This window comes from Stenotrophomonas sp. YJH_SMC_32 (assembly GCF_059369975.1).
Map to the genome: position 1 here is coordinate 104,189 of NZ_JCAFTE010000002.1, position 25,122 is coordinate 129,310.

Sequence of the window (25,122 nt, forward strand, 5' to 3'; positions counted from 1 at the left end):
AGGGAAGGCTGCCGCTGGCGCCGGCAGCTAAGCGGGGACGCGGATCAGGAGCGGGCGGATCAGTGGTTCAGCGCAGCGGTGGCATCACGGCCAGGTGCCGGCGCAGCCTGCGGCTGCATCGCCACGGCCTTGGCCTGCACCGGCATGCCCGGCATGAAGACCTTCTGCACGCCGTCGATGATCACCTTGTCGCCGGCGGCCAGGCCGTGCTCGACAATGCGCAGGCCATCGGCGGTGCGGCCGAGCTGGATGTCACGGCGCTGGGCCTTGCCATCCTTGTCGACCACGTAGACGTACTTGCGGTCCTGGTCGGTCAGCACGGCCTTGTCGTCGATCAGCAGGGCCTGGAACTGGCCGCTGCCGAGCAGCTGCACGCGGGCGAACAGGCCCGGCGTAAACTGGCGATCGGCGTTGTCCAGCAGCGCACGGACGCGGATGGTCCCGGTACTGCGGGCCACCTGGTTGTCGAGGAAGTCGACCTTGCCCGTGTGCGGATAGCCTTCTTCACCGGACAGGCCGACCTTCACCGGCAGCGCGCTGTCACGCTCGCTCGGGCGCTCGCCCTTGCGTGCCATCTGGGCGTAGCGCAGGAAGGTGCTTTCGTCAGCATCGAAGTAGACGAACACCGTGTCCAGCGAGACCAGCGTGGTCAGCACGCTGGCGCTGTCGCCGGCGGTGACCAGGTTGCCGGCGGTGACCATCGCGCGGCCGGCACGGCCGTCGATCGGTGCCCGTACCTTGGTGAACTCAAGATTGAGGCGGGCTGCATCCAATGCTGCCTGCGCGGCCTGCACGGCGGCGCCGGACTGGTCGGCAGCCGCACGGCGCTGCTCGGCGGTCTCGGTGGAGATCGCCTGCTGCTCGGACAGCCGCTTGGCGCGCTCGGACTCGCTGCGGGCCAGCGTGGCCTGGGTACGGGCGCGGGCCAGTTCGGCGGCCGCCCGATCGTACTCGGCCTGGTAACTGCGCGCGTCGATGGTGAAGAGCACTTCGCCCTTCTTCACTTCCTGGCCTTCGACGTAGTTGACCTTGTCGATGTAACCGGACACGCGCGGACGCAGTTCAACGCTCTGCACCGCTTCGACGCGGCCACTGAACTCGTCCCACTGGCTGACCTGCTTGACCAGTACCGGCGCGGCGCTGACCTGCGGCGGCGGCGGTGCACCGGCTTCTTCGGCATGGCCGCCGCTGCAGGCTGCAAGCACGGCCGCGGCGAGGATCGACACGCCGGCCATCGCAATGCGATGTCCGAAACGATGTGGGGTGGTATTGGGGGAAGTCATGGCATGCATCCGTACGGAGGGGTGGTACAGCTATATGGGAACGTGTTGCAAAAATCGGCGGCGAATACTGCGACCTCAACCATGGTCGAGGTCAAGCGATGCCTGCGGTGTCGCGCCAAAGCGGAGGAACTTCCAGGTGCAGCAGGCCACGCGGCAATTCGGCATCGCTGCTGTCGCAGCGGACGATGGCGCGGTTGTCGCGGCACCCATCAAGCAGGGAGACCACACGACGACCGACCAGCAGCGAGCTGGGCCACTCGATGCAGGCATTGGCCGCGTTGGCCGGGGTACACACCGGGCTGCAGACTTCCAGCATCTGCGCGCGCACGCCCAGCGCCTGCGCTTCCTGGTGCACCACCTGCGCGTACATGCGCAGTGCGGCGGTGGTGATCGAGGTCTCGCCGTAGCCCGCCCAGGGCTTGGCGTTGGCCGGGCTGCCGATCATCACGTAGCGGCGCGCATGCACGTTGTCCTGCAACAGCGGCAGCAGGTGGCGCACGGCGTGCACGTGCGGCATCAGGTCGGCCTGCATCGCGCCCAGCAGCTCGTCGCCGTTGCGGTCGATCACCCGGCCGCGACGGTAGGGGCCACCCATTGCCGCGATCACCGCCGCCAGCGGACGCGGGCGCTGCGCGATGCGCTCGGCCAACGCGCGTGCCGAGCCGTCGTCGCTGAGCGAGCCCAGCAGCGTCTCCAGTCCGGGCTCATCCGCGAACTGCTCATGCAGCGCGGCCAGCCGGCCCGGATCGCGGCCAACCACCAGCACCGGGCTGCCGGCTTCCAGCAACGCGCCGACCACGCCCTGGCCGACGGCACCGGTACCGCCAAGGACCAGGACTTCGGGCGTCAGTATCCCATTCACGGGACATTTCCTCCCAAATCCGGGATAGTCCCAATTCGACGCAGGCGGTCGCCCTTGTGCGGGACCAGGCGGATGGCACCGCCACGCTGCTGACGCATGGGCGCGGTAAACTCACGAAAGTCCTTGTGTACCAAGGAACTCGGACGGGCTTCGACGGTCATCGCCAGGTCCAGGGTGTTCTGGCCGGCGTTCCGGAGTCGAGCAAGAATGTTGCGCAGGCTCATGGCGGACGGGCTCCAATTAACGAATGGCGCCACGATAGACCCCAAACCTTTACTTGATTAGTCCTGATTAAGGGGAATAATCATCCCGCTCCCGGTCCAATCGTTCTGTCACGATTGTCCCATCCCCGACGTCCAGGATCCCCGACCATGTCCCACGATCTCAACGAGACGCTGATCTTCGTCAAAGTGGTCGAGCAAGGCAGCTTCATTGCCGCTGCCAAATCGCTCGGCCTGCCCAAGACCACGGTCAGCCGCAAAGTGCAGGAGCTGGAAACGCGCCTGGGCGCGCGCCTGCTGCACCGGACCACGCGCCGCCTCGGCCTGACCGAAGCCGGTTCGATCTATCACGAACATTGCCAGCGCATCGCACGCGAGCTTGAAGAGGCCGAAAGCGCGGTGAGCCAGCTGCAGTCCGGCCCGCGCGGCTGGCTGCGCTTCACTGTGCCCTACTCGATCGGCATCACCTGGATTGCGCCGCTGCTGGGCCAGTTCCATGCGCAGTATCCAGAGATCCGCCTGGACATGCACATGGGTAACGAGAAGCTGGACCTGATCGCCGGTGAAGCGGACCTGGCGCTGCGCGTGGGTGCCCTGCCCGATTCCAATCTGGTCGCGCGCAAGCTGGGCAGCCTGCGCACGCAGGTGTTCGCCAGTCCGGCCTACATTGAGCGCTATGGCGAACCGCTGCATCCGGAAGAGCTGCAGTTCCATCGCATCCTGGCAATGCGCAAGCCGTACCACACCGGCAATTCGCCGCGCTTCACCTGGCAGCTGGGCGAGAACGGCGGCGAGCTGCGCGATTTCCCGGTCACCCCGCTGATGACCGCCAACGACATGTCTGCGTTGAATGGTGCATTGGTCTGTGGCGAAGGCCTGCTGCTGACCGGTGATGTGATGGCCAAGCCGTTCGTCGAATCGGGGATGGTGCGCCGCGTGCTGGCCGGCTGGACCGGCCCGGAAGTGGACTTCAATGCCGTGTTCGCCGGCGGCCGCCTGGTCTCGCCGAAGGTGCGTGCGTTTGTCGACTTCCTGGTCGAGAAGCTCAACTTCGATGCCAACTACATGCTGGCGCAGTGCCCCGGCGCGAAGCTGGCACAGCAGCAGAAGGCACAGGAAGATGCCGCGCTGGAAAGCAGTGGCAAGCGGATACTGGAGAAGGTGGCCGCCTCGGCGGCGTAACCTGCAACAAGAGCGCTTATCCATCTCTTGGTAGATGCCGACCTTGGCCGGCATGGCTTGCAGAGGGAGTCGAGCCCGGCTCGACTCTGCATGCGCTGTCGGCGTGCCGAGCAACGCTCGGCACCCACAAAAATGCCGCCTGCAAGGGCGGCATTTTCGTTCCGGCCGATGGCCGGACCGGCTCAAGCAGTAACGCTACGCGTTACTGCTTGAGCGGAATCACGCGAATCTCGACGCGGCGGTTCTTGGCGCGGCCGGCATCGGTGCTGTTGTCGGCAATCGGGTACGCCTTGCCGGCGCCCAGCGTTTCGATACGCACGCTCTGCACGCCCTGGCCGATCAGGTACTGCGCGACCGAGTCGGCGCGTTCCTTCGACAGGCGATTGTTGACTGCGTCGCTGCCGATGCTGTCGGTGTGGCCAACCACCTCGATCATGGTCTGGTTGTACTCACGCAGCGTACCGGCCACGCCGTTGAGCGAGCCATAGAACTGCGGCTTCAGGGTCGCCTTGCCGAAGTCGAAGGTGATGCCGTCCGGCAGGTTCAGCATGATGTTGTCGCCCTGGCGCTGCACATCGATGCCGGTGTTGGCGGTGCGCTCGCGCAGTGCACGTTCCTGGCGATCCTGGTACTGGCCGACGGCGGCACCGCTGAGTGCGCCGATACCGGCACCGATCAGCGCGTGCTGGCGCCGCTCGGTAGCACTGTCGCCGGTCAGCAGGCCGGCCGCCACGCCGATGGCCGTACCGATCAGCGCGTTGCGGCCGGTCCGGTTCTGCTGTTCGGTCGGGTTGCCGTACTGGTCACTCTGCACATAGGAGCCGCCGGTGGCGCAGGCCGACAGGACGGCCGCACTCATCAGGGCCAGTGCGACGTTGCGGGTGGTGTTGCGGATCATGAGGTTCTCCTTGGTTTCCGGTCGGCCGGCGGCTTGCGGGCGCAGAGAGAATAAACAGCCGAATGCGATGTCGGGATGATGATCCGGTGCGCCGACAGGGCCGCGTTCAGCTAACTGACCGGATCGCTCGGGTCACCCTTTACCCCGCCCCCGACTGGCGGTATGCCGCCAGCGCAGCGTCGCGGCCCTCAGCCAGGTCCACCATCGGCGTGCGTGGATAGTCAGGCGCGTGTGCTGCCAGGAGCAGGGGATGCTGCCACGGCGCAAACCGCGCCTTCACCGGCAGTGCCGCCAGCTCGGGCACCCAGCGGCTGATGTAGCGGGCCTGCGGATCGAACTTCTCGGCCTGGGTGACCGGGTTGAACACCCGGAAGTACGGCGCGGCATCGGCGCCGGTCCCGGCCACCCATTGCCAGCCCATCGTGTTGTTGGCCAGGTCGGCATCGACGAGGGTGTCCCAGAACCAGCGCGCGCCATGCAGCCAGTGCGCGCGGAGGTGCTTGCACAGGTAGCTGGCCACGATCATCCGCACCCGGTTATGCATGTAGCCGGTGTGCCACAGCTCGCGCAGTCCGGCATCAACGATCGGCACGCCGGTGTTGCCGCGCTGCCAGTCGTGCAGTTGCGCTGCAGTCGGTGCCGCCCAGGGGAAGCGGTCGAAACGCGGATTGAGGTTGTCCGTGGGCGTCTTCGGAAAGTGATGCAACAGGTGGTAGGCGAAATCACGCCAGCCCAGTTGCCGCAGATAGCCGTCGATGTCGGCATCGGTGCCGGCACTGCGCAGTCTTTCCAGCGCATGCGCGATGCGCCAGGGTGCGATTTCGCCGAAATGCAGGTGCGGCGACAGCCGCGAGGTGCCCACGCGGTCCGGCAGGTCTCGCTGCTCGCGGTAACCGCGCAAGGCGCCGTCCTCGAACACCGACAGCGCCTCCAGCGCACCGGCTTCACCCGGCTGCCAGTACTCCCAGAAGCCGGTATCCCAATCCAGCGTCGGTGCAAGCTGGAGATCATCAAGTGCGAGGCTGTCGACCGCGTGCGGCGCCAGTGCCTCCGGTGCGGCCTGCAGTGCCGGCAGGCGCCAATGACTGAGCACGTTGCGCCAGTAAGGCGTGAACACCTTGTACGGCTGTCCCTGCTGGGTGGCGATGTCCCAGGGCTCGAACAACAGGCTGCCATTGCAGCTCTGCGCGTCGACGCCCTGCTCGCGCAGCGTGCGCTTGATGGTAGCGTCGCGAGGCTGGGTGGCCGGCTCGTACTTGCGGTTCCAGTACACCGCCTCGGCGCCGGTCTGCTCGATCAGCAACTGCAGGGCCGGCAGGCTGTCACCACTGCGCAGCACCAGCGACGAGCCGCGCGCGCGCAGGTCCGCATCCAGCGCGGTCAGTGAACGGTGGCGCCACGCATCGGAGGCAGCACCGGGCACCCACTCGCCCTCCTCGTGCGGCGCGTGGACGTAGACCGGCACCACATCGTGGCCCGCGTCCAGCGCGGCCTGCAGGGCCGGATTGTCCTGCAGCCGCAGATCACGACGGAACCATACCAACGCTACCGACACAGGCAATGCCTTCGTTGTGGAAGGCGGCCATGATAGCCAGCGGTGGTGAAGGCGATGCGCGCAGACGCCGTCTGCTAGGCTGCATGGCCGCTGCCCGTTGGACTCTGACATGGATGATCTGCACGCCTCATTCGCCCGCTTCGGGCTGCTGCATGCCCAGCACGAGCGTGACTGGCAGGGCCCGTTCCCGCTGCCCCCGGTACTGGCACGCTTCTACGCGCAGGTCGGGCCGCTGGGCGAAGAGATCAATGCCCGGGTAGGCACCGCCGGCATCACCGTTCCCGGCCTTGATGTCTGGATACCGCCGCTGAAACGCCTGTGGAGCCATCAGGCCGGCTATCGATGGCATGGCATCAGCGGCGAACGGATCAACGACTGGCCCTCGAACTGGCTGGTGATTGCCGATCGCAGCGCTGATCCGTTCATCCTCGATCTGGACGACGGCCGTGTGCTGTTCAGCCATCACGGTGCCGGCCTGCTGGATGCCGTCGAAATGACTGCCGACGTGCCGACCCTGATGGCGGCTCTGGCTGCAGCGGGTACGGTGTACCTCGATGCCGGCGATGACCTCTACAACGACGATGACGATGGCGGCATCCGTCCTGAACACCAGGAGGCAGCCGTACAGGCGGTGGCCCAGGTACTGGGCGACCGCCTGCAGGCCGAATCGTTCATCGAGACGTTGCTGGACTGAATCCACGCATGGCGTGGATCTACCTTTCGAAGCGGTTCATCGCTTCGCTGATCAGCGCCCGCGCCTCGGCGGCGTTGCCCCAACCGTTGAGCTGCACCGGGTTGCTCCCGACCGGCAGGTCCTTGTAGACCCGGAAGAACGCTTCGATGCGCTGTCTTTCGATCTCCGGCAGATCGGCCAGGTCGCGGATGTTGGCGTAGGTCGGGTCAACCTTGTCGGTCGGTACGCCGATGATCTTCTCGTCATGCTCGCCGCCGTCGATCATCTTCAGGTAGCCGATCGGCCGGAAGCGTACGATCACGCCCGGATGCAGGGGTTCACGGGTCAGCACCAGCGCGTCCAGCGGATCGTTGTCGCCAGCCAACGTGCGCGGCATCGAACCGTAGTTGGCCGGATAGGCGACCGGCATCGACTGGAAGCGGTCCACATGCACCAGGCCGTCTTCCTTGATCTCGTACTTGGTGAAGCTGCCGGCCGGAATCTCCACCGCCAGATTCATTTCCTGCGGGGCTTCCCTTGGTTGGGCCACCAGGAACGGATGCAGCACGGTATCGGCAGCGGTCACCGCTGTCGCGAGCAGGAGCAGGGCCCCGCCGATGGCAGCCATGGGGACAAGACGGCGTACGGTTTTCATCTGGATCTCCTCATTCCCAGCAGCGATCGGCGCGGCCCTTGGCAGTGTGCGCACGCGGGCAGCCACGCTGCGTGATGCGGCCTTCGGTCAGCTCCATGCGCTGTTTCCCCCCCTTGGCATCGCGGCGCAGTTCGAAGGCATCGTAGAGACGGCCGGTCACGGTGCGCGCTTCATAACGCAGGCGCTGCGGGTCGATGTTCAACACCTGGAACAACTGGGTGTCTTCGGCCACTGGGTTCATCGTCCTGCGCGCCTCATCGGACACGCGGTACTGTTTCGGTCCGGCTACAGTCACCACGTACTGCGGCGTTGCGGCCTGCCCTTCGCCACGGCGGCCATAGGTGTGGTCGTGGCCCTGCAGCACCAGATCGACGTTGTGGCGGCGTACCACCGGCAACAGTGCGTCACGCAACGCGGCGTTCTCGCGCCCTTCGCGCGGCGAGTAGAACGGCTGGTGCAGCAACACGATGGTCCACGGCTGCGGATTGCCGGTCAGCACCTTGTCCAGCCATTGTGCCTGTGCCGTAGCGGTGCCGAGGTCGAGTGCCGATGTGCCGTCTACCACGGCCACGCGCACGCCCTGCGCATCGAACCAGTAGCTGCTCTGCTGCGCAGCGCTGGCACCATTGCCCGGCAACGCGAACGTGACCGGCCAGTGGCGGCCCAGCACGCGGCGCTCCTGCGGGGTGTCCTCGAATTCCTCGAAGTACTCATGATTGCCTATGGCCGGCGCCACGAACGTTTCCTGCGCCAGCCAGCCGACGGCAGCAAACCACTCGCCCCACTCGCTGTCATCCATGTTGTCGCCGCCGCTGACCAGGTCGCCGGCAAACAGGCTCATGCGTGCCTGCGGTGCGGCCTTCTGCGCGGCACGCACCACGCGACTGACATGGCTGACGTTCTTGTTCTGGGTATCGCCGAAGTAAAGCAGGGTCAGCGGCTGGTCGGCGGCAGCCAGCGTGCGCAGCTGGTTCCATGCACTCCAACTGCCGTTTCCCTGCACACGGTAGACGTACTGGGTATCCGGCTGCAGGCCATCGATATCTGCACGATGGTGGTGCGACAGGCCGTTCTCGGTCTGCAGCGCGCGGGTCGTCGCACGAACCTGGCGGATGCCTTCGATGGCCGGCGAATCTGCGGCCATTGCGATCTCCAGCAGCGGCGCCTGCACGCTGCCATCGGTGCGCCAGGCCACTGCGAACCCATGGCTGGGATCGACCGCCGGCGAGGCGACGATGCGGTCCGGCACCGTCGTCGCTGCGTAGTGGCGGCTACCTGCCGGCACCTGGGTATTCGGCTCAGCCGCCGCGAACGACAGCGACGGCAGCGCCAGCAGCAGACCCAGGGCCAGCGTGCGCATCACGCGCTGCCGGCTCATGCGCCACACTCCAGCGGCAACGCCAGTTGCTTGGCGATGCTCTCCCAGTCGAACGCCACCACGCCCTGGTCGTCATGCACGGCATAAAGCGCACCGTGCGGGAAGCGCGTGCTGGCTTGCTGCATCATCCAGATGCCATCGGTGTTGGCCACGGTATTGCCCTGGAACGCGCCGACCGGCTTCAGCGTGTGCCGGTCGAACAGATGGAACACGCTGCGCTGCTTGCCCTGTTCGGTGGTGATCCACCAGCCATCCTTGCCGCAGGTGCGCAGGGCCACGCCTTCGGCCTGTGCCTTGAACACGTCGCGGCCGAAGGTGGTGCCGGTGAAGCGGCCCGCGAGGGTGTAGACCTTGAACTCGCTGGCGTAGCTCTCGTCCTCTTCGGCGATCAGCAGGCGGTCGTTCTCGGGATCGCCCCAGATCGACTCGACCACGCGCAGCGCACCAGTCTCGGTGGTATCGCCGATGCTGGCCACCCGCTTCGCGTCGACCTTCTCACCATTGCGGGTCACGTGATACTGGCGCACGCGCTTGTCCAGCTCGGCCAGCGGCGGCAGGATGTCGCGCCCCTGTGCATCCTCGCCGTTGTCCCAGGAGTCGGTGACGTAGACGCTGTAGCCATCGGCACGGCGGTCGACCCACAGCCCGTAAGGCTTGCGCAGGTCGTCCGCCGCGAACGTCGCCAGCGGCGCGAAGTCCGGCAGGCGCAGTACCTGCACGCGGTGATTGTCGCGCTCCACGATCCACAGCAGGTCGTCGGTCACCGCGATGCCGTTTGGGCGGTCGAACTGCCCCGGTGCGGTGCCGCTGCTGCCGACGTCACGCAGGTGCTGGCCGGTGCTGCCGTCGTAGACCACCAGCTTGTCGGTGGCCTTGGCAGTGGCGATCAGCCACAGTACGCCGTCCGGCGCGCGCCAGGCCGCCGGCGAGTCGATGTTGTCGGCCGGGGTCATCGGTGACAGGAACGCTTCGGCGATGGTGGCAACCTTGCGCTCGCCACTGGCGGCCGGCGAGGCCGCTCCCGCAACCGGATCGTTGCCGGTGGCCGGCGTGCAGCCGGCGACCAGCGTAGCCGCCAGCGCGGCGGCCAGGACAGTGACGCCACGCCCCATCACAGCGCCACCTTCAGGCCCAGCGCATAGGTGCGGCCGTACTCTTCCAGCTGCAGGGTGCGCGAACGGGTGCCCTGGTACAGCTCCAACGGCTTGTCCAGCAGGTTCTGCGCCTCGAAGTACACGCTCACGCGCGGGGTGAACTTGTAGTCAAGCGAGAAATCGAGCTGGGTGTTGGGTGCCACGTAGATGTCGAATGCGCGCCCCTTGCCGATGCTGTCCAGGTACTCGCTGCGGTACACGGCCGCCAGGCGCGTGCTTACACCATACTTTTCATAGCCGATGTGTGCGCTGTAGACATGCTTGGAAGCGCGCGGCAGCGTGAAGTCCTCGCCCGCACGGTCCTTGATGCCGGCATCGAACTTTGTATCCAGCCAGGTGCCACTGGCGCCGACCAGCAGGCCATCCAGGCCGTCCGGCAGGAAGGCCAGCTGCTGCTGCCAGTTGAACTCCGCACCACGCACGGTGGCCTTGCGACCATTGATCGGCTGCGTCACATCGAATCCACCGTAGGCCGGATCATTGGTGCGCACGGTTTCGACGATGTAGCCATCGATCGACTTGTGGAACAGGCCCAGCGAAACGATGCCGCTGCTGCCGATGTACTTCTCCAACGACAGGTCGATGTTCTTCGACTCGTACGGATCCAGTTCCGGGTTACCCAGGCGCACTTCCTCGTCACCACGGCTGTAACCCACGCGCGGCGAGACGTCGCCGAAGGACGGGCGCGATACGGTCTTGTTGGCCGAGGCGCGCAGCACCCAGTCATCAGCCGCGTCATAGCGCAGGTGCAGGCCCGGCAGCACGTTGGTGTAGCTGCTGTTGGCCACGCGCGGGGTGACGGTGAAGCTGCGGCCGTTGGCGGCCACGTCCACCTGGTTGCCGATCGCCTTGAAGCGGGTGTTCTCCACGCGCACGCCGCCGATGAGGCGCAGCGCGCCCACGTCCCAGGTACCCATGGCGTAGCTGGCGAAGATGTCTTCGCTGGCCACGTAATCCTCTTCCAGCGACGTCATCGCATTGCCGCCGACGTCCTGCGGGCGGGCGCTGTACTGGCTGCCATTGGCCGCCCAGAAGGCACGCATCGCCGCCGAATCCATGCCGTCGCCGAAGTTGCCGTGGCGATGTTCGGGCGAGGAGGTGGTCCAGCCCGCCAGCGCCACCTTCGGGCCGACGCGCAGTTCGCGCTCATCCACATTCACGTCGCGGTCGCGCCAGCGGCCGAGCAGACCGAACTTGATGCTGCTGCTGTCGCCGTCGAAGCGCACGTTGACCTGCGCGCTGTGCTCCTTGTCGTTCACCTGCTTGGGCGATAGCACGAAGCGGTCGAACGCGTAATTGCTGTTGTCCAGCCACTGCGGGTTGTCGAAGCTGTAGCTGGGCAGCCGGCTGCTCTGGTCCAGGCTGCCGTTGAACGCCTTGCCGTTGAGCTTGAAACGCGCCTCCATCTCGTCGTTCACGCGCTCTTCGGTACGGGTGTAGCCGATCCGGTAATCAACCACGGCGTTGGTCAACTTGTTCTCGCCGCCCAGGCTGGCCGCGAAGGTGTTTTCCTTCTTGGTGCGGTAGCGCATGCGCTTGTCGATCGAGTCCTTCGGCATGCCATCCAGGCGGTACTGGTCGGTGCCGGTCTTGACCATCTTCGCGTCGTCGAAGTTGAAGATCACGCGCTGGCGGGTCTCCGCATCGTCGAACTGGCTGTACAGCGTGCGCAGGTAGTACCTGCTGTCTTCGTCCGGCCGCCAGTCGAGGTTGAGGTTGGCGCCGATGCGCTTGCGCTCGATCTCGTACTTACGGTGCTGCAGGTTGATCGCGGTCACGTCACCGGGGGCGGCATCGTCCTCGCCGTCGTACTCCACTTCGGTGTTGTCCGACTCGAACCGGCGCTTCTGGTAGTTCACGCCCAGCGCCACGCCGAAGGTGTCGTTGAACACTTCGCTGTAGTTGAAGGCCGCCTTCGGGCTGGTCTCCCCGGACAGCTGCTGGTGGCTGCCCTCGATCTTGCCACGCAGGCTGCGACCGTCGCGGTCGAAGGCCGAGGCCGATTCCACCAGCACGGCACCGCCGATGGCATCACCGGGCATGTCCGGGGTCGGCGACTTCACCACGCGCAGGCGTTCGGTGGAATCGGACGGGATCACGTCCAGCGGCGCGGCACGGCTGGAATCCTCCGGCGTGCCCACGGCGATGCCATCCACGCTGACGCTGTTGAGATTGGCGTCCAGGCCACGGATGACCACGAAACGGCCCTCACCCTGGTCACGGGTCACGCTGATGCCCGGCAGGCGCTGCAGCGACTCGGCCACGTTCTTGTCCGGGTACTGGCCCAGGGCATCGGAGGACACCGCGTCTTCGATGGCGTCGCTGCCGCGCTTGAGGTCGACCGCGCGGATCTGCGATTCGAGCTGGGCGCGCACCTCGATACGGTCCAGGTCGACCGCGTCGGCCGCCACGGCGCCGGTGGCGGCTACCGCCTGCTGCCCGGCGGCCTGCAGCGGGGCGGCGGCCCCCATCGCCAGGGTCAGGGTGATGGCAACGGCCAACGGAGTCTTGATATGCACTGGGAATCCCCATTCCTGTTAAGAATGGGTCTGCACGGTATGTCCGCAAGGTTGCATGGCCGTGACATGCCTCTGCACAATTCATGTACAGCGGCCCCGGGCCCGGTTTGGGCTTCGCCCCGCCAATCCGGCAAAATGGCGGCCTCTCTCCCTATTCCCCTTCCCGACCATGAAGATCGTCGAAGTGCGCCACCCGCTGGTGCAGCACAAGATCGGCCTGATGCGCAACGCTGCGCTCAGCACCAAGGATTTCCGCGAACTGGCCAACGAGCTGGGTACGCTGCTGGCCTACGAGGCCACCGCCGACCTGGATACCGAGCCGCACACCCTGGCCGGGTGGGCCGGCCCGGTGACGGTGCAGCGCATTGCCGGCGCCAAGATCACCGTGGTGCCGATCCTGCGTGCCGGCCTGGGCATGCTCAGCGGCGTGCTGTCGCTGATTCCGGCCGCCCGTGTCAGCGTGGTCGGCCTGCAGCGCGACGAAGAAACCCTGCAGCCGGTACCCTACTTCGAGCGCCTGACCGGCCGCCTGGAAGAGCGCGACGCACTGATCCTCGACCCGATGCTGGCCACCGGCGGCACGCTGATCGCCACCATCGACATGCTCAAGCGCGCCGGCGCCCGTCGCATCAAGGGCATCTTCCTGGTGGCCGCGCCCGAAGGCATCGAAGCAGTGAAGGCCGTCCATCCGGACGTGGAAATCTACACTGCGGCCATCGATGCCCAGCTCAACGACAAGGGCTACATCCTGCCCGGACTGGGCGACGCGGGTGACCGCATCTTCGGCACTCGCGTCGGCTGATCCGGCGAACCGTGGTCGGATCCCTCTCCGCAGGAGAGTGCTCTGACCCGACAACCGTTCGCCGGCCCGCTTCGCCGCGTCACGTGAACGCCCGTGGACGCGGGTGTGGCCGACGCGTGATTCTTCACGTGGCCTTACCGGTCGGAAGCGAATGCTCCGCGCACCCGCCACCGCTTGGAGCTCCCGATGAAAGCCTCTTTCCTGCTGGCCGCCGTCCTGCTGGTCGGCCTGCCCCTGACTGCCAATGCCACCACCCCGCAGCAGCAGCGCATGGCCGAATGCTCGGCCAAGAACAAGGGCTTGAAGGGGGATGCCTACAAGACCGCGCAGAGCTCCTGCCTCAGTGGCCAGGCCGCCGAAACCAAGCCGGTCAATACGCAGCAGGAACGCATGCGCAAATGCAACGCTGACGCGGGCGCGAAGAAGCTGGCCGGCGATGCGCGCAAGACCTTCATGAGCAGCTGCCTGAAGGCGTCGTAACGACGAGTGATGTAGAGCCGAGCCCACGCTCGGCTCTGCCATTAACCCAGGGCGCGCGCCTTCAGCTCGCCCTGTTCGTGCAGGGTCACGAAACGTCCCTTGTCATCACGGCCCAGCTGCGCCAGCGCCACCTGCGGGTCGTGGGTGAAGAACAGCCGCACGTTGCGCGCCAGCTTGTCTTCAAGGAACTGCCGTTTCTCGTCGATCAGCAATTCGGCATTGCGGTCATAGCCCATGGTGATCGGCACGTGCACCCATGAACGACCTGGTATGAGGTCGGCACAGAACACCACGCCACCGTGCGCATCTTCACCGGCATGCGCGTGGCCAACGATCTCGGCCAGCATCAGCCCCGGCGTATGCCCATCGCTGTAGCTGAAGCGCACGCTGCGGCCGAGCGCCTTCGAGTACTCCCCCTCCACTACTTCCAGGCGGCCACTGGCCTGCAGCAGGCCGGGCAGCTCAGGAATGAAACTGGCCCGATCGCGCGGGTGTGGCCGCACGGCGCGCTGCCAATGCTGCGCACCAACCACATAGGTTGCGTTGGGGAACAGCAGTTCGGGCTCACGCCCTTCGCTCCATGCGGCAAGCAGGCCGCCGGCATGATCGAAGTGCAGGTGGCTGAGCACCACCACGTCGATGTCCTCGTGCTCGAAACCCGCTTCGCGCAGTGAATCGATCAGCACGTGCTGGCTTTCCTGCACGCCATAACGCTCGCGCATGCGCGGGTCGAAGAACGCACCGATACCGGTTTCAAACAGTACTGTCTTGCCTTCCAGCGGACTGGCAAGCAGCGCACGGCAGGCCAGCTCGATGCGATTGAGCTCGTCCGGAGCCGCCCATTTTTCCCACAACGCACGCGGCGCGTTGCCGAACATCGCGCCGCCGTCCAGGCGCTGCGAGTTTCCACGAATAGACCAGAGTTTCATGCGTCGATTATCGGCGCCGGACTGTTAAATAATCGCTAGAAAGGAAACAGGAAACCCCGCCGGTTGGCGGGGTCCTGGTGATCTGCCACATTGCCGGCCAGTGGCCGGCACCGCCACATCAGTGGGCCGGCACGACCTGGGCACTGCCCACCGGATTGCGCGGGTCGCTGCCGCCGAACAGCTTGTTCGCCTTGCGGTCCCATTCCACGGTCTGCAGGTTGCCCCACACGTGGCTGGAACCGCGACCGCCGGCGGCGACATTGCCCGGCAGGTCGATCCTGTGGCCCATCGCCTGCAGCTGCTTCACCGTCGCCGCGTCGAACGCATCGTCCTCGGCTTCGATCAGATCCGGCAGCCACTGGTGGTGGTAGCGCGGCAGCGCGGCAACCTGCTGCGCGTCCAGGCCGGCGTCGTAGCCGAGGATGCCCAGCAGCACCATGGTGATGATGCGGCTGCCACCCGGCGTGCCCAGCACGATCACCTTGTCGCTGTTTTCCATGAAGGTCGGCGTCATCGAGCTGAGCATGCGCTTGCCCGGCTTCGGCGCATTGGCCTCGTAGCCCATCACGCCGAAGGCATTGGGCGTACCCGGCTTCAGCGCGAAATCGTCCATCTCGTTGTTCAGCAGCACACCGCTGCCTTTGGGAATGAGCCCCGAGCCGTACAGCAGGTTGACGGTCTGGGTGGCGCCGACGCGGTTGCCGTCGCGGTCGATGATCGAGAAGTGCGTGGTCTCGTCGTCTTCCAGCGGCGTCGGGTTGCCCGACAGCAGGTCGCTGGGCGTGGCCTTTTCCGGATGGATGGTCGCCCGCAGGCCCTGTGCGTAGTCCTTGCTGGTCAGCACCTTCTGCGGGATCTGCACGAAGTCCGGATCGCCGAGGAAGAACGTACGGTCGCGGTAGGCACGGCGCATCGACTCCACCACCAGGTGGGTACGGTGCGCCGGATCCATCTTCCTGATGTCCCAGCCTTCCAGGATCTGCAGCATGCTGGCCAGCGCGATGCCACCGGACGACGGCGGCGGCGCGGTGGTGATCTTCCAGCCGTTGTAGTTGAACACGATCGGCTCGCGCTGCTTCACGCGATAGCCGGCCAGCTCTTCGGCGGTCCACTTGCCGCCGGCCTGCTTGACGCCCGCCAGCAACAGCTTTCCGGTCTGGCCCTTGTAGAAGCCGTCGAAACCTCCAGCGGCCAGGCGCTCCAGCGTCTGCGCCAGCTCCGGCTGCCTGAACAGGTCACCGCTGGCGATCGGCTTGCCGTTGCGCAGATAGACTTCACGCGTGCCGGGATAGCGCTCCATCACTTCACGGCGCGACGCATAGCCCTTGGCCATGCGGTCGTACACCGGGAAGCCTTCGCGCGCGATGCGGATGGCTGGCTGCAGCGATGCAGACAGCGGCAGCTTGCCGTGCTTGGCCGACAGTTCGACCAGCGCCGCAGGCAGGCCGGGAATACCCGCCGACCACGCACCGTTGACCGAGCGGTCGCGGTCGAGGTTGCCCTGCTTGTCGAGGAAGGCCTGCGGCGTGGCCGCCGCCGGTGCGGTCTCGCGTGCATCCAGCATCACGTCCTTGCCGGTGGCCGCTTCGTGCAGAAGGAAGAAGCCGCCGCCGCCGAGTCCGGAACTGATCGGCTCGACCACCGCCAGCGTGGACGAGACCGCCACCGCAGCGTCGAAGGCGTTGCCGCCCTGCGCCAGGATATCGATGCCGGCCTGGGTGGCCAGCGCGTGGCCGCTGGCAATGGCCGCGCCATCGGGGCGTTCGGCACGGGCCGGGCCGTCGGCCCAGGCAACCGGGCTCAGCAGCAGGCCGAGCAGCAACAGGGGGCGGACGATCAGCGTCTTCATTCGGATGGGGGCTCCGCGTAGAGTTCGGGGTGATCGTGCTGCAGTTGGCGCAGCTTGGCCAGCAACTGGTCTTCCGTTTCCACGATCTCCGGATCCGGGTCGATGCACTCGACCGGGCAGACGACCACGCACTGTGGTTCGTCGAAATGGCCCACGCATTCGGTGCAGCGGGCAGGGTCGATCACGTAGATGGTTTCACCCATCGAAATGGCCTGGTTCGGGCAGGCCGGCTCGCAGACGTCGCAGTTGACGCAGAGCTCGTTGATTTTCAGCGACATGGCGATACTCCTCGCCCGCGCCTTGGGACAAAGGACCGGCCAGCGCGGGCGCGCGGGCCGGTCAGGTCATCAGCGGCGCCCTTGCAGGACGCCGCCCGGGCCATGCCGGAGCATGGCCGCCATGGCTCGGTATTACTTGGCTTCGACGAAAATGTACTCGGCACCGGTCGGCTGGATCGCCGCCTGCACGCGGGCGTTGTCGGCCGACTGGCCGATGAAGACGACGCGCACGCCCTTCATCGAATCCGGCGACACGTCCTTGAACACGGCCTGGATCATGTCAGCCATCTTGCCCGAGGCCGACGAACCGAAGGCCAGCATGTTGCCCGGCTGCACGCCACGGGCCACGGCCTGGGTCGCGCTCTCGGTCTGGCGCTCGTACTTGGCCTGGAAGTCCGGGTCCGATTCCGGCGAGAGGTAATACAGGAACGGGCTGTTGGTGATGTTGCCCATGTTCTGGATCGCCACTTCCTGCAGGTACTTCTTCCAGCCGGCATCGTCATCCTTGGCCGGAGCGACCAAGGCCTGCTTGGCTTCGTCGACCGGAGCGGCCTCTTCCTTCTTGCAGGCGGTGAAGGCCAGGGCCAACGAAGCGATCAGCATCGCGCGCATGGTGGTGTTCATGGGTTTCCTCCCGGAATGGTGCGTGGTGGTGTACGTAATGGGGTGCGGGTACAGCGGGGCTTACGACTGTGCCGACTTCGCTTCGCGGACCTTGCGCAGGGCTTCGAGCACCGCGGCCGGCACGAAACCGGACACGTCGCCGCCCAGGCGCGCGATCTCGCGGACCAGCGAGGACGAAATGAAGCTGTGCTGCTCGGCCGGGGTCAGGAACAAGGTCTCGACCTCGGGGATCAGGTGGCGGTTCATGCTGGCCATCTGGAATTCGTACTCGAAGTCGGACACCGCGCGCAGGCCGCGCAGCAGCACCCCGCCCTGGACCGAGCGTACGAAATGGGCCAGCAGGGTATCGAAGCCGATGACCTCGACGTTGCCATGGTGGCCCAGCGCGCCCCGCGCCAGCTGCACGCGCTGCTCCAGCGGCAGCGCCGGGCCCTTCGACGGGCTCTGCGCCACGCCGACCACGACCTTTTCGAACAGCGGCGCGGCCCGGCTCACAAGGTCGATGTGACCGTTGGTGATCGGGTCGAACGTGCCGGGATAGACGGCAATGCGGCGGTTGGCCACGGTCATGGGCGGTAGCAGATGTTCAGATGAGGTCAAAGTGTAGCAGTGGCACGGCGGTACAGGGCAAAGCGCACCTCACGGGTGCCGCCCTCGCGGTGCAGCAGCCAGCCCTGCGGCAGCACCGGCACGTGGCCGGCCGGCGATTCCAGGTACAGCCAGGCATCGGCGGCCAGGTGCCGCGGCAGCTGGGCCAGCACGTCCTGCCACAGGCCATCGGCGAATGGCGGGTCGATGAACACCAGATCGGCCTGCTGCGCCTGCGCACCCTGCAGCCAGCGCAGGGCATCGGCCTGCACGACGCTGATCTGGTCGCTGGCCTGCAGCTTGGCCACGGCGGCGGTCAGGTTGCGTCCCAGCTGCGCATCGCGCTCGACCAGGGTGGCGTGGGCGGCACCGCGCGAGACGGCTTCCAGCCCCAATGCGCCGCTGCCTGCGAACAGGTCCAGGACGCGGGCCCCGCCCAGCTTGGGCATCAGCCAGTTGAACAGGGTCTCGCGCACACGGTCGCTGCTGGGCCGAAGCCCCGGCAGGGTCGGCACCGGCAAGCGGGTATTGCGCCAGCGACCGCCGATGATGCGGACCTGGCCGTCGTTGCCCCCACGGCCGCTCATTGGCGCCCCCGGCGGGAGGTATTCAAGAATTTCAGCATGAGTGGGATTGTAGTTCGGCCGGCCCGCGGCCGGGGACGCGCCAACGCATGCGCGCTGTCGCTCCCACGCTTCGCTGCGCGAAACGCGGGCCCCACTTACCAGCTTCCATACCCCCGCCGCTTCGCGGCCGCCCCCTGACTCAGGGGGCTCTACCCCAGACGCGATCCGATGCTCGACATGCAGGCGGGGTCAGATCCGTTTTCCTGCGGAAAACGGATCTGACCCTGGTTTGGATTTCGATATCTGAGAGATTCCATCCACGCATGGCGTGGATCTACTGGCCGCCGGCCAACTATCGAAGGCGGGGCGGTGTCGGATTGCGCGGTGTCCGCGGCATGGATGCCGCGGCCAAGCCCCCAAGGACGGGTTCACGGCGTCCCCGCAATCCGACACCGCCCCGCCATCCCACGGATAGCCCGCTGTGCTTCGGCTGTTGCTCTGGCCTCTGCGGGTGCCGGGCGCAGCCCGGCCGAACAACCCCTTGATTTCGGGACAATCACCCCTACCCCTTGGCGAGGCCGCACGCGCTGGCGCGGCATTGCACATGGAGCCCTATCGATGACCGAGACCACCCAGACCGAAACCCTTGGCTTCCAGACCGAAGTCAAGCAACTGCTGCAGCTGATGATCCACTCGCTGTACTCCAACAAGGAAATCTTCCTGCGCGAGCTGGTCTCCAACGCTGCCGACGCCGCCGACAAGCTACGCTTCGAGGCCCTGACCCAACCGGCGCTGCTGGAAGGCGACAGCGAGCTGCGCGTGCGCGTCAGCTTCGACGCCGCCGCCCACACCATCACCATCGAAGACAACGGCATTGGCATGAGCCGCGCCGAAGCCATCGCCCACCTCGGCACCATCGCCAAGTCCGGCACCGGCGACTTCCTGCGGCAGCTGTCCGGCGACCAGAAGAAGGATTCGCAGCTGATCGGCCAGTTCGGCGTCGGCTTCTACAGCGCTTTCATCGTCGCCGACGAAGTGGAAGTGACCTCGCGCCGCGCCGGCCTGGCTGCGGCCGAAGGCGTGCGCTGGACCTCGCGTGGCGAAGGCGATTTCGAAGTGGCCACCGTCGACAAGGCCGAGCGCGGTACCCGCATCGTGCTGCACCTGAAGGAAGGCGAGCACGACTTCGCCGATGGCTGGCGCCTGCGCAGCATCCTCAAGAAGTACTCGGACCACATCGGTCTGCCGATCCAGATGCCGAAGGAAGGTGGCGAAGAAGGCGCCGCCGTCGAGTGGGAGACCGTCAACCGCGCCAGCGCGCTGTGGACCCGCCCGCGCACCGAGATCAGCGACGCCGAGTACACCGAGTTCTACAAGCACGTAGCGCACGACCATAGCGACCCGCTGGCGTGGAGCCACAACAAGGTCGAGGGCAAGCTGGAGTACACCTCGCTGCTGTACGTGCCCGGCCGCGCGCCGTTCGACCTGTACCACCGCGATGCGCCCAAGGGCCTGAAACTGTACGTGCAGCGCGTGTTCGTGATGGACCAGGCCGAGCAGTTCCTGCCGCTGTACCTGCGCTTCATCAAGGGCGTGGTCGATTCCAACGACCTGTCGCTGAACGTCTCGCGCGAGATCCTGCAGTCCGGCCCGGTCATCGATTCGATGAAATCGGCGCTGACCAAGCGTTCGCTGGACATGCTGGAGAAGCTGGCCACCGACAAGCCCGAGCAGTACGCCACGTTCTGGAAGGAATTCGGCCAGGTACTGAAGGAAGGCCCGGCCGAGGACTACAACAACCGCGAGAAGGTGGCCGGCCTGCTGCGCTTCGCCTCCACCCGCGGCGACGGCGATGCGCAGAGCGTGTCGCTGGCCGATTACATCGGCCGCATGACCGAAGGCCAGGACAAGATCTACTACCTCACCGGCGAGAGCTACAGCCAGGTACGCAACAGTCCGCACCTGGAAGTGTTCCGCAAGAAGGGCGTGGAAGTGCTGCTGCTGACCGACCGCATCGACGAGTGGCTGATGGGCTACCTGACCGATTTCGACGGCAAGGGCTTCGTCGACATCGCCCGTGGCGATCTCGACCTGGGCGCACTGGAAACCGATGCGGACAAGCAGGCACAGGAAGCGGCAGCAAAGGACAAGCAGGGCCTGGTCGAGCGGCTCAAGACGGTCCTGGGTGACGAAGTGGCCGAGGTGCGCGTGTCGCACCGCCTGACCGATTCGCCGGCGGTGCTGGCCATCGGCGAGCAGGACCTGGGCCTGCAGATGCGCCAGATCCTGGAAGCCAGCGGGCAGAAGGTGCCGGACAGCAAGCCGGTGCTGGAGATCAACCCGGGCCATCCGCTGATCGCCAAGCTCGACGCCGAAGCCGATGGCGCGCGCTTCGACGACCTCGGCCGGGTGCTGTTCGACCAGGCCGCGCTGGCCGCCGGTGACAGCCTGAAGGATCCGGGTGCCTATGTGGCGCGCCTGAACAAGCTGCTGCTGGAGCTGTCGGCCTGATCGAGGCGGTGGTCGCCGGGCATGGCCCAGCGGTGCCTTGGTAGAGGCCAACCTTGGTTGGCGCCCCAAAAGCGTGCCAACCAAGGTTGGCACCTACCAGAACGGGGTCTGCGTGCCAACCAAGGTTGGCACCTGCCAGGGCGGGTAAGCATGCCAACCAGGGTTGGCACCCACCAAGGGCGGCGGTTCGCGCCTGCCGAGGGGGCTCAGGCTTCCCGATCCAGCAGCGAACCCAGCAACGGGTCCTGGCGGCGGATCACCGACGCATTGGCGGCGAAGGCCACCACCTCGGCTTTCGCCGCCAGCAGATCTCCCAGCGGTGCACCGACATCAGCGCCGGAGGCAGTCACCGAGGCCTGCACCCCACCCTGTCCAGTGGCACCGCGCTGCAACTGCAGGCGCTGCGCATCGGGGGTGGCCAGATTGGCCACGTTGTGCGCTGCCACCTGCACGCCCTGCTGGGCCGCACGCATCCCGCCGAGGGCGATTCCCATCACGTTGTTCATGGCGGTCTCCGGGCCGCTCCGCGCAACCCTCCGGACCGGTTAACGGCCGGCCGGCCGCGACCTTGAGTCCACATCGGCCCGACAGGCCCGAGTGGTAGCATATCCCTCTGATTTCAGCGCCTTTTGCCAATGCTCAGTTTTTTCCGCCGCAAGAAGCCCCAGGATGCCCCCACCACGGAGGCGTCCAAGACCCAGCACTACTCGGCTGAAGAGCTGGCGGCGGCGTTCCCGTCGGCCGCCCCGGCCGAAGACGCACCCACCGCCGCGGTGGTCGAAGCCAATGCACCCGCACCTGCACCGGAATCGGCCCCGGTCGCCGAAGTGCCTGCCGTGCCAGCTGCGCAGCCGGCCACCGCGCCCGAGGACGTCCAGGCTGAAGCGCTCGCTGCGGCCGCTGTGCTGGCTCCTCTGGCTCCGGTCATTCCGGTCGAGGAACCCACCGCCCCGGCCACCGACCTGCCTGCGCTGGTGGATGCCCCTCCGGCGCCCGCCGGCAAGCCCGGCTGGCGCGAGCGCCTGCGCAACAGCGTCATCGCGCGCAGCTTCGGCGGCCTGTTCTCGCGCAACCCCAAGCTCGACGACGATCTGCTGGACGAGCTGGAAACCGCCCTGATCACCGCCGACGTCGGCGTGGGCGCCACCACCGATCTGGTCGAGGGCCTGCGCAAGCGCATGAAGTCGCGCGAGTTCGCCGACGCCAATGCGCTGCTGGCCGCGCTGCGCGCCGAGCTGATCGCGATCCTGCAGCCGGTGGCCAAGCCGCTGGTGATCGACCGCAATGCCAAGCCCTTCGTAGTGCTCACCGTCGGCGTCAACGGCGTCGGCAAGACCACCACCATCGGCAAGCTGGCCAAGCGCTTCAAGGATGACGGCCACAGCCTGATGCTGGCTGCCGGCGATACCTTCCGCGCCGCCGCCGTGGCCCAGCTGCAGGCCTGGGGCGAGCGCAACGGCGTGGCCGTGGTTGCGCAGGGGCAGAACGCCGATGCCGCTTCGGTGGCATTCGACGCGCTGCAGGCCGGCAAGGCCCGCGGCACCTCGGTGCTGATCGCCGATACCGCCGGCCGCCTGCACACCCAGTCCGGGCTGATGAACGAGCTGGGCAAGATCCGCCGCGTGCTCGGCAAGATCGACCCCACCGCCCCGCACGAGGTGCTGATGGTGATCGACGGCACCACCGGCCAGAACGCGCTGTCGCAGCTGCGCCAGTTCAATGCCGCAGTGAACGTGACCGGCCTGGTGGTGACCAAGCTGGACGGCACCGCCAAGGGCGGCGTGGTGTTCGCACTGGCCCGCGAGTTCGGCATTCCGATCCGCTTCGCCGGCATTGGCGAGCGCCCGGAAGACCTGCGTGTATTCGACCCGGAAGCCTTCGTCGACGCCCTGCTGCCCGAAGCATTGGGCGCCTGATACACCGTGCAGCCACGCATGGCGTGGCTCTACTGCGATCTGGTAGAGCCACCCCATGGGTGGCTGCCTCCTTCCGGAACACTCATGCCCCGCCAGCCGCACGCCAGCGCCGACACTGCCAAGGAAGACGACTTCGTCGCCCGCCTGCTGCACTGGTTCGACGACCACGGTCGCCATGACCTGCCCTGGCAGCACCCGCGCAGCCCCTATCGGGTCTGGTTGTCGGAGATCATGCTGCAGCAGACCCAGGTGGCCACGGTCATCCCGTACTTCCAGCGGTTCCTGCAGCACTTCCCAACCCTGCCCGAGCTCGCCGCCGCCAGCAATGACGCGGTGATGGCGCAGTGGGCCGGGCTCGGCTACTACGCCCGCGCACGCAACCTGCATGCCGCCGCAAAGCGCTGCGTGGAACTGCACGACGGCGACCTGCCGCGCGATTTCGATGCATTGCATGCCCTGCCCGGCATCGGCCGCAGCACCGCCGGTGCGATCCTCAGCCAGGCATGGAACGATCGGTTCGCGATTCTCGACGGCAACGTCAAGCGCGTGCTCAGCCGCTACCACGGCATCGACGGCTTTCCCGGCCTGCCGGCCATCGAGAAACAACTGTGGGCGATTGCCCAGACGCACGTCGCGCAGGTGCCGGCCGGGCGCATGGCCGATTACACCCAGGCGCAGATGGATCTGGGCGCGACGGTATGCAGCCGGGCCAAGCCGGCCTGCGTGATCTGCCCGCTGCAGGACGCGTGCGTGGCGCGGCGCGAAGGCCGCACCACTGAACTGCCCACGCCCAAGCCCAGCAAGACCCTGCCCGAACGCGAAGCGGTCGCCCTGCTGCTGCGCGACGCCCAGCAACGCGTGCTGCTGCAGAAGCGGCCGGACACCGGCATCTGGGCGCAGCTGTGGACGCTGCCGCAGGCCGAGGCCGGCAGCGACCTGCAGGACTGGTTCGACGCACATGTCGACGGCTCGCTGGAAGATGCAGAGGAACTGCCGGTGCTGCAGCACACCTTCAGCCACTACAGGCTGCACCTGCAGGTATTGTCACGGAAGGTGCGCGGCCTGCGTGTGGAAGAACCCACGCTGCGCTGGGTCGCCAACGACGAGCTACCCGCATTGGGCCTGCCGGCACCGATCCGCAAACTGCTCGACGGCGCCACGATCAAGACGCCGAAACGAAATTCCAGCAAACCCCGTAACCACGAGTGAATGCCATGCCCCGAACCGTCTTCTGCCAGTACGAACAACGCGATGCCGAGGGCCTGGACTTCGTGCCCTACCCCGGCGAGCTGGGCCAGCGCATCTTCAACAACATCGGCAAGCAGGCCTGGGCCGCGTGGCTGGCCCACCAGACCATGCTGATCAACGAGAACCGGCTGTCGCCGCGCACGCCGGAACATCGTGCGTTCCTTGAAGGCGAACTGGTCAAGTTCCTGTTCGAGAAGGACGCGGAAAAGCCGGCCGGCTTCACCCCGGAAACCTGACAACCCAAAAGGGGACGGAGGGGATTAAGTCGTTTGTGCCACAAACGACTTAATCCCCTCCGTCCCCTTTTTCGATCATTTCGCCGGTGCGGTGTTTTCCTCGCGCTCCTGCACCTGCGCCTGGCGCAGCTCCTGCTCGGACGCGCGCAGTGCCTTCACATCCAGCTTGCGGATGCTGTTGATGAAGCACGGCAGGCGCGGGCCGCCGGTGGGGTCGCGTACCAGCACTTTGTCAAAGCGCGACGACACACGGCCCATGCTGCTGGTCAGACCGATGGCGGTCGCATACGGCAGGTCCTGGCAGGGACCATTCAACTCCAGCAGATAGGCTTCGCTGGGACGGGTCCACACCGCCAGCGCACTGTCGCCCAGCTCGGTCCAGCCATTGAGGCTGCCAAAGAACTGCATGTCGTTCTGCGGCGCGCCGGCGTGGGCACGGTACAGATCCAGTTTCTCGGTACTGCTGAGCCGGCCGGTCGTCGCACAGGCGGCCAGTGCCAGGCAGAGTCCGGCCATCAGGATCGGGGTCTTCATGGCGATCTCCTCGGGGAACTGTCGCCATCATGCGCCTGGGCTGGCAACGCCGGCGCGACGGCTCGCGCCCCATTCAGCCGCCGGTCGGCGGCTACTGGCCGGACCACGGGAGACGCCAACCTTGGTTGGCGCTTGCCCTGCAGGAGCAGCCGACCAAGGCCGGCCTCTACCAAAGCGGTCC

General features: G+C 66.6%; 25 protein-coding genes. 8 read left to right on the plus strand and 17 right to left on the minus strand.

The window, feature by feature from the left end:
* Positions 1-59 precede the first annotated feature (59 nt).
* The 3 genes from AC5P7S_RS04425 to AC5P7S_RS04435 all read right to left on the minus strand — a co-directional run bounded on the left by AC5P7S_RS04425 (position 60) and on the right by AC5P7S_RS04435 (position 2,369).
* The gene (locus AC5P7S_RS04425; protein ID WP_095377438.1) at positions 60-1,283 is read right to left on the minus strand and encodes an efflux RND transporter periplasmic adaptor subunit; all 1,224 of its coding nucleotides are present in this window, start codon (positions 1,281-1,283) and stop codon (positions 60-62) included.
* Between the two features lie 91 nt (positions 1,284-1,374).
* Positions 1,375-2,145, minus strand: a complete 771-nt coding sequence (locus AC5P7S_RS04430; RefSeq protein ID WP_053499154.1) for an SDR family NAD(P)-dependent oxidoreductase — start codon at positions 2,143-2,145, stop codon at positions 1,375-1,377.
* Positions 2,142-2,369 (minus strand): hypothetical protein, encoded by a 228-nt coding sequence (locus AC5P7S_RS04435; protein WP_049414419.1) that lies wholly within the window; start codon positions 2,367-2,369, stop codon positions 2,142-2,144. The genes AC5P7S_RS04430 and AC5P7S_RS04435 overlap by 4 nt, the downstream gene beginning before the upstream one ends.
* 147 nt (positions 2,370-2,516) lie before the next feature.
* On the opposite strand from AC5P7S_RS04435, the gene AC5P7S_RS04440 reads away from it, so the two are divergent.
* Positions 2,517-3,548 carry a LysR family transcriptional regulator gene (locus AC5P7S_RS04440; protein WP_005416157.1) on the plus strand — a complete coding sequence of 344 codons (1,032 nt, stop codon included), beginning with the start codon at positions 2,517-2,519 and terminating at the stop codon, positions 3,546-3,548.
* Between the two features lie 202 nt (positions 3,549-3,750).
* Here the strand turns inward: AC5P7S_RS04440 and AC5P7S_RS04445 are convergent, their stop codons facing one another.
* Positions 3,751-4,446, minus strand: a complete 696-nt coding sequence (locus AC5P7S_RS04445; RefSeq protein ID WP_005416156.1) for a YiaD family glycine zipper/OmpA-like lipoprotein — start codon at positions 4,444-4,446, stop codon at positions 3,751-3,753.
* 139 nt (positions 4,447-4,585) lie between these two features.
* Positions 4,586-6,001, minus strand: coding sequence for a cryptochrome/photolyase family protein (locus tag AC5P7S_RS04450; protein ID WP_095377439.1), 1,416 nt, complete (start codon positions 5,999-6,001; stop codon positions 4,586-4,588).
* A 109-nt stretch (positions 6,002-6,110) separates the two neighbouring features.
* On the opposite strand from AC5P7S_RS04450, the gene AC5P7S_RS04455 reads away from it, so the two are divergent.
* On the plus strand, positions 6,111-6,695 hold the full coding sequence (locus AC5P7S_RS04455) for an SMI1/KNR4 family protein (RefSeq protein ID WP_095377440.1): 585 nt from the start codon (positions 6,111-6,113) through the stop codon (positions 6,693-6,695).
* Between the two features lie 19 nt (positions 6,696-6,714).
* On the opposite strand, the gene AC5P7S_RS04460 is transcribed toward AC5P7S_RS04455, so the two are convergent.
* Genes AC5P7S_RS04460 through AC5P7S_RS04475 form a run of 4 tightly spaced genes read right to left on the minus strand, consistent with a single transcriptional unit; the run spans position 6,715 to position 12,332 of the window.
* Positions 6,715-7,329 carry an inorganic diphosphatase gene (locus AC5P7S_RS04460; protein WP_095377441.1) on the minus strand — a complete coding sequence of 205 codons (615 nt, stop codon included), beginning with the start codon at positions 7,327-7,329 and terminating at the stop codon, positions 6,715-6,717.
* A 10-nt stretch (positions 7,330-7,339) separates the two neighbouring features.
* Positions 7,340-8,689, minus strand: coding sequence for a purple acid phosphatase family protein (locus AC5P7S_RS04465; protein WP_242014783.1), 1,350 nt, complete (start codon positions 8,687-8,689; stop codon positions 7,340-7,342).
* 14 nt (positions 8,690-8,703) lie between these two features.
* Positions 8,704-9,819 carry an NHL repeat-containing protein gene (locus AC5P7S_RS04470; protein ID WP_095377443.1) on the minus strand — a complete coding sequence of 372 codons (1,116 nt, stop codon included), beginning with the start codon at positions 9,817-9,819 and terminating at the stop codon, positions 8,704-8,706.
* Entirely contained in the window at positions 9,819-12,332 is a 2,514-nt protein-coding gene (locus AC5P7S_RS04475) for a TonB-dependent receptor (protein ID WP_428993461.1), read from the minus strand. Before AC5P7S_RS04475 ends, AC5P7S_RS04470 begins: the two co-directional genes overlap by 1 nt.
* A gap of 217 nt (positions 12,333-12,549) precedes the next feature.
* Between AC5P7S_RS04475 and upp the strand changes: the two genes are divergently transcribed.
* Together upp and AC5P7S_RS04485 are read left to right on the plus strand one after the other, a co-directional pair.
* On the plus strand, positions 12,550-13,182 hold the full coding sequence (gene upp / locus AC5P7S_RS04480) for a uracil phosphoribosyltransferase (RefSeq protein WP_005416149.1): 633 nt from the start codon (positions 12,550-12,552) through the stop codon (positions 13,180-13,182).
* 186 nt (positions 13,183-13,368) lie between these two features.
* The gene (locus AC5P7S_RS04485; RefSeq protein WP_005416148.1) at positions 13,369-13,662 is read left to right on the plus strand and encodes a PsiF family protein; all 294 of its coding nucleotides are present in this window, start codon (positions 13,369-13,371) and stop codon (positions 13,660-13,662) included.
* A 41-nt stretch (positions 13,663-13,703) separates the two neighbouring features.
* Here AC5P7S_RS04485 and AC5P7S_RS04490 read toward each other — a convergent pair whose 3' ends face one another.
* From AC5P7S_RS04490 to rsmD, 6 genes are all read right to left on the minus strand, one after another.
* On the minus strand, positions 13,704-14,591 hold the full coding sequence (locus AC5P7S_RS04490; protein WP_005416147.1) for an MBL fold metallo-hydrolase: 888 nt from the start codon (positions 14,589-14,591) through the stop codon (positions 13,704-13,706).
* 118 nt (positions 14,592-14,709) lie between these two features.
* On the minus strand, positions 14,710-16,440 hold the full coding sequence (gene ggt, locus AC5P7S_RS04495) for a gamma-glutamyltransferase (RefSeq protein WP_095377445.1): 1,731 nt from the start codon (positions 16,438-16,440) through the stop codon (positions 14,710-14,712).
* On the minus strand, positions 16,437-16,718 hold the full coding sequence (locus tag AC5P7S_RS04500; RefSeq protein ID WP_010484376.1) for a YfhL family 4Fe-4S dicluster ferredoxin: 282 nt from the start codon (positions 16,716-16,718) through the stop codon (positions 16,437-16,439). The genes ggt and AC5P7S_RS04500 overlap by 4 nt, the downstream gene beginning before the upstream one ends.
* A 132-nt stretch (positions 16,719-16,850) precedes the next feature.
* A complete protein-coding gene (locus AC5P7S_RS04505) occupies positions 16,851-17,342 on the minus strand; it encodes a hypothetical protein (RefSeq protein ID WP_005409092.1) in 492 nt (163 codons plus the stop codon).
* A gap of 60 nt (positions 17,343-17,402) precedes the next feature.
* Positions 17,403-17,912, minus strand: a complete 510-nt coding sequence (coaD, locus tag AC5P7S_RS04510; RefSeq protein WP_006433094.1) for a pantetheine-phosphate adenylyltransferase — start codon at positions 17,910-17,912, stop codon at positions 17,403-17,405.
* Positions 17,913-17,938: 26 nt separating this feature from the next.
* Complete coding sequence (rsmD, locus tag AC5P7S_RS04515) at positions 17,939-18,517, minus strand: 16S rRNA (guanine(966)-N(2))-methyltransferase RsmD (protein WP_005416144.1); 579 nt, start codon at positions 18,515-18,517, stop codon at positions 17,939-17,941.
* A 597-nt stretch (positions 18,518-19,114) separates the two neighbouring features.
* Between rsmD and htpG the strand changes: the two genes are divergently transcribed.
* Entirely contained in the window at positions 19,115-21,007 is a 1,893-nt protein-coding gene (htpG, locus tag AC5P7S_RS04520) for a molecular chaperone HtpG (RefSeq protein WP_095377446.1), read from the plus strand.
* A 206-nt stretch (positions 21,008-21,213) separates the two neighbouring features.
* On the opposite strand, the gene AC5P7S_RS04525 is transcribed toward htpG, so the two are convergent.
* On the minus strand, positions 21,214-21,513 hold the full coding sequence (locus AC5P7S_RS04525) for a hypothetical protein (RefSeq protein ID WP_095377447.1): 300 nt from the start codon (positions 21,511-21,513) through the stop codon (positions 21,214-21,216).
* A 129-nt stretch (positions 21,514-21,642) separates the two neighbouring features.
* Here AC5P7S_RS04525 and ftsY point away from each other — a divergent pair, with 129 nt between their 5' ends.
* From ftsY to AC5P7S_RS04540, 3 genes are all read left to right on the plus strand, one after another.
* Entirely contained in the window at positions 21,643-22,923 is a 1,281-nt protein-coding gene (gene ftsY / locus AC5P7S_RS04530; RefSeq protein WP_005416141.1) for a signal recognition particle-docking protein FtsY, read from the plus strand.
* Between the two features lie 84 nt (positions 22,924-23,007).
* On the plus strand, positions 23,008-24,132 hold the full coding sequence (gene mutY / locus AC5P7S_RS04535) for an A/G-specific adenine glycosylase (RefSeq protein ID WP_095377448.1): 1,125 nt from the start codon (positions 23,008-23,010) through the stop codon (positions 24,130-24,132).
* Positions 24,133-24,137: 5 nt separating this feature from the next.
* Positions 24,138-24,407, plus strand: coding sequence for an oxidative damage protection protein (locus AC5P7S_RS04540; RefSeq protein WP_005416139.1), 270 nt, complete (start codon positions 24,138-24,140; stop codon positions 24,405-24,407).
* A 75-nt stretch (positions 24,408-24,482) separates the two neighbouring features.
* Here the strand turns inward: AC5P7S_RS04540 and AC5P7S_RS04545 are convergent, their stop codons facing one another.
* A complete protein-coding gene (locus tag AC5P7S_RS04545; RefSeq protein WP_005416138.1) occupies positions 24,483-24,941 on the minus strand; it encodes a DUF6491 family protein in 459 nt (152 codons plus the stop codon).
* Between the last annotated feature and the right edge of the window lie 181 nt (positions 24,942-25,122).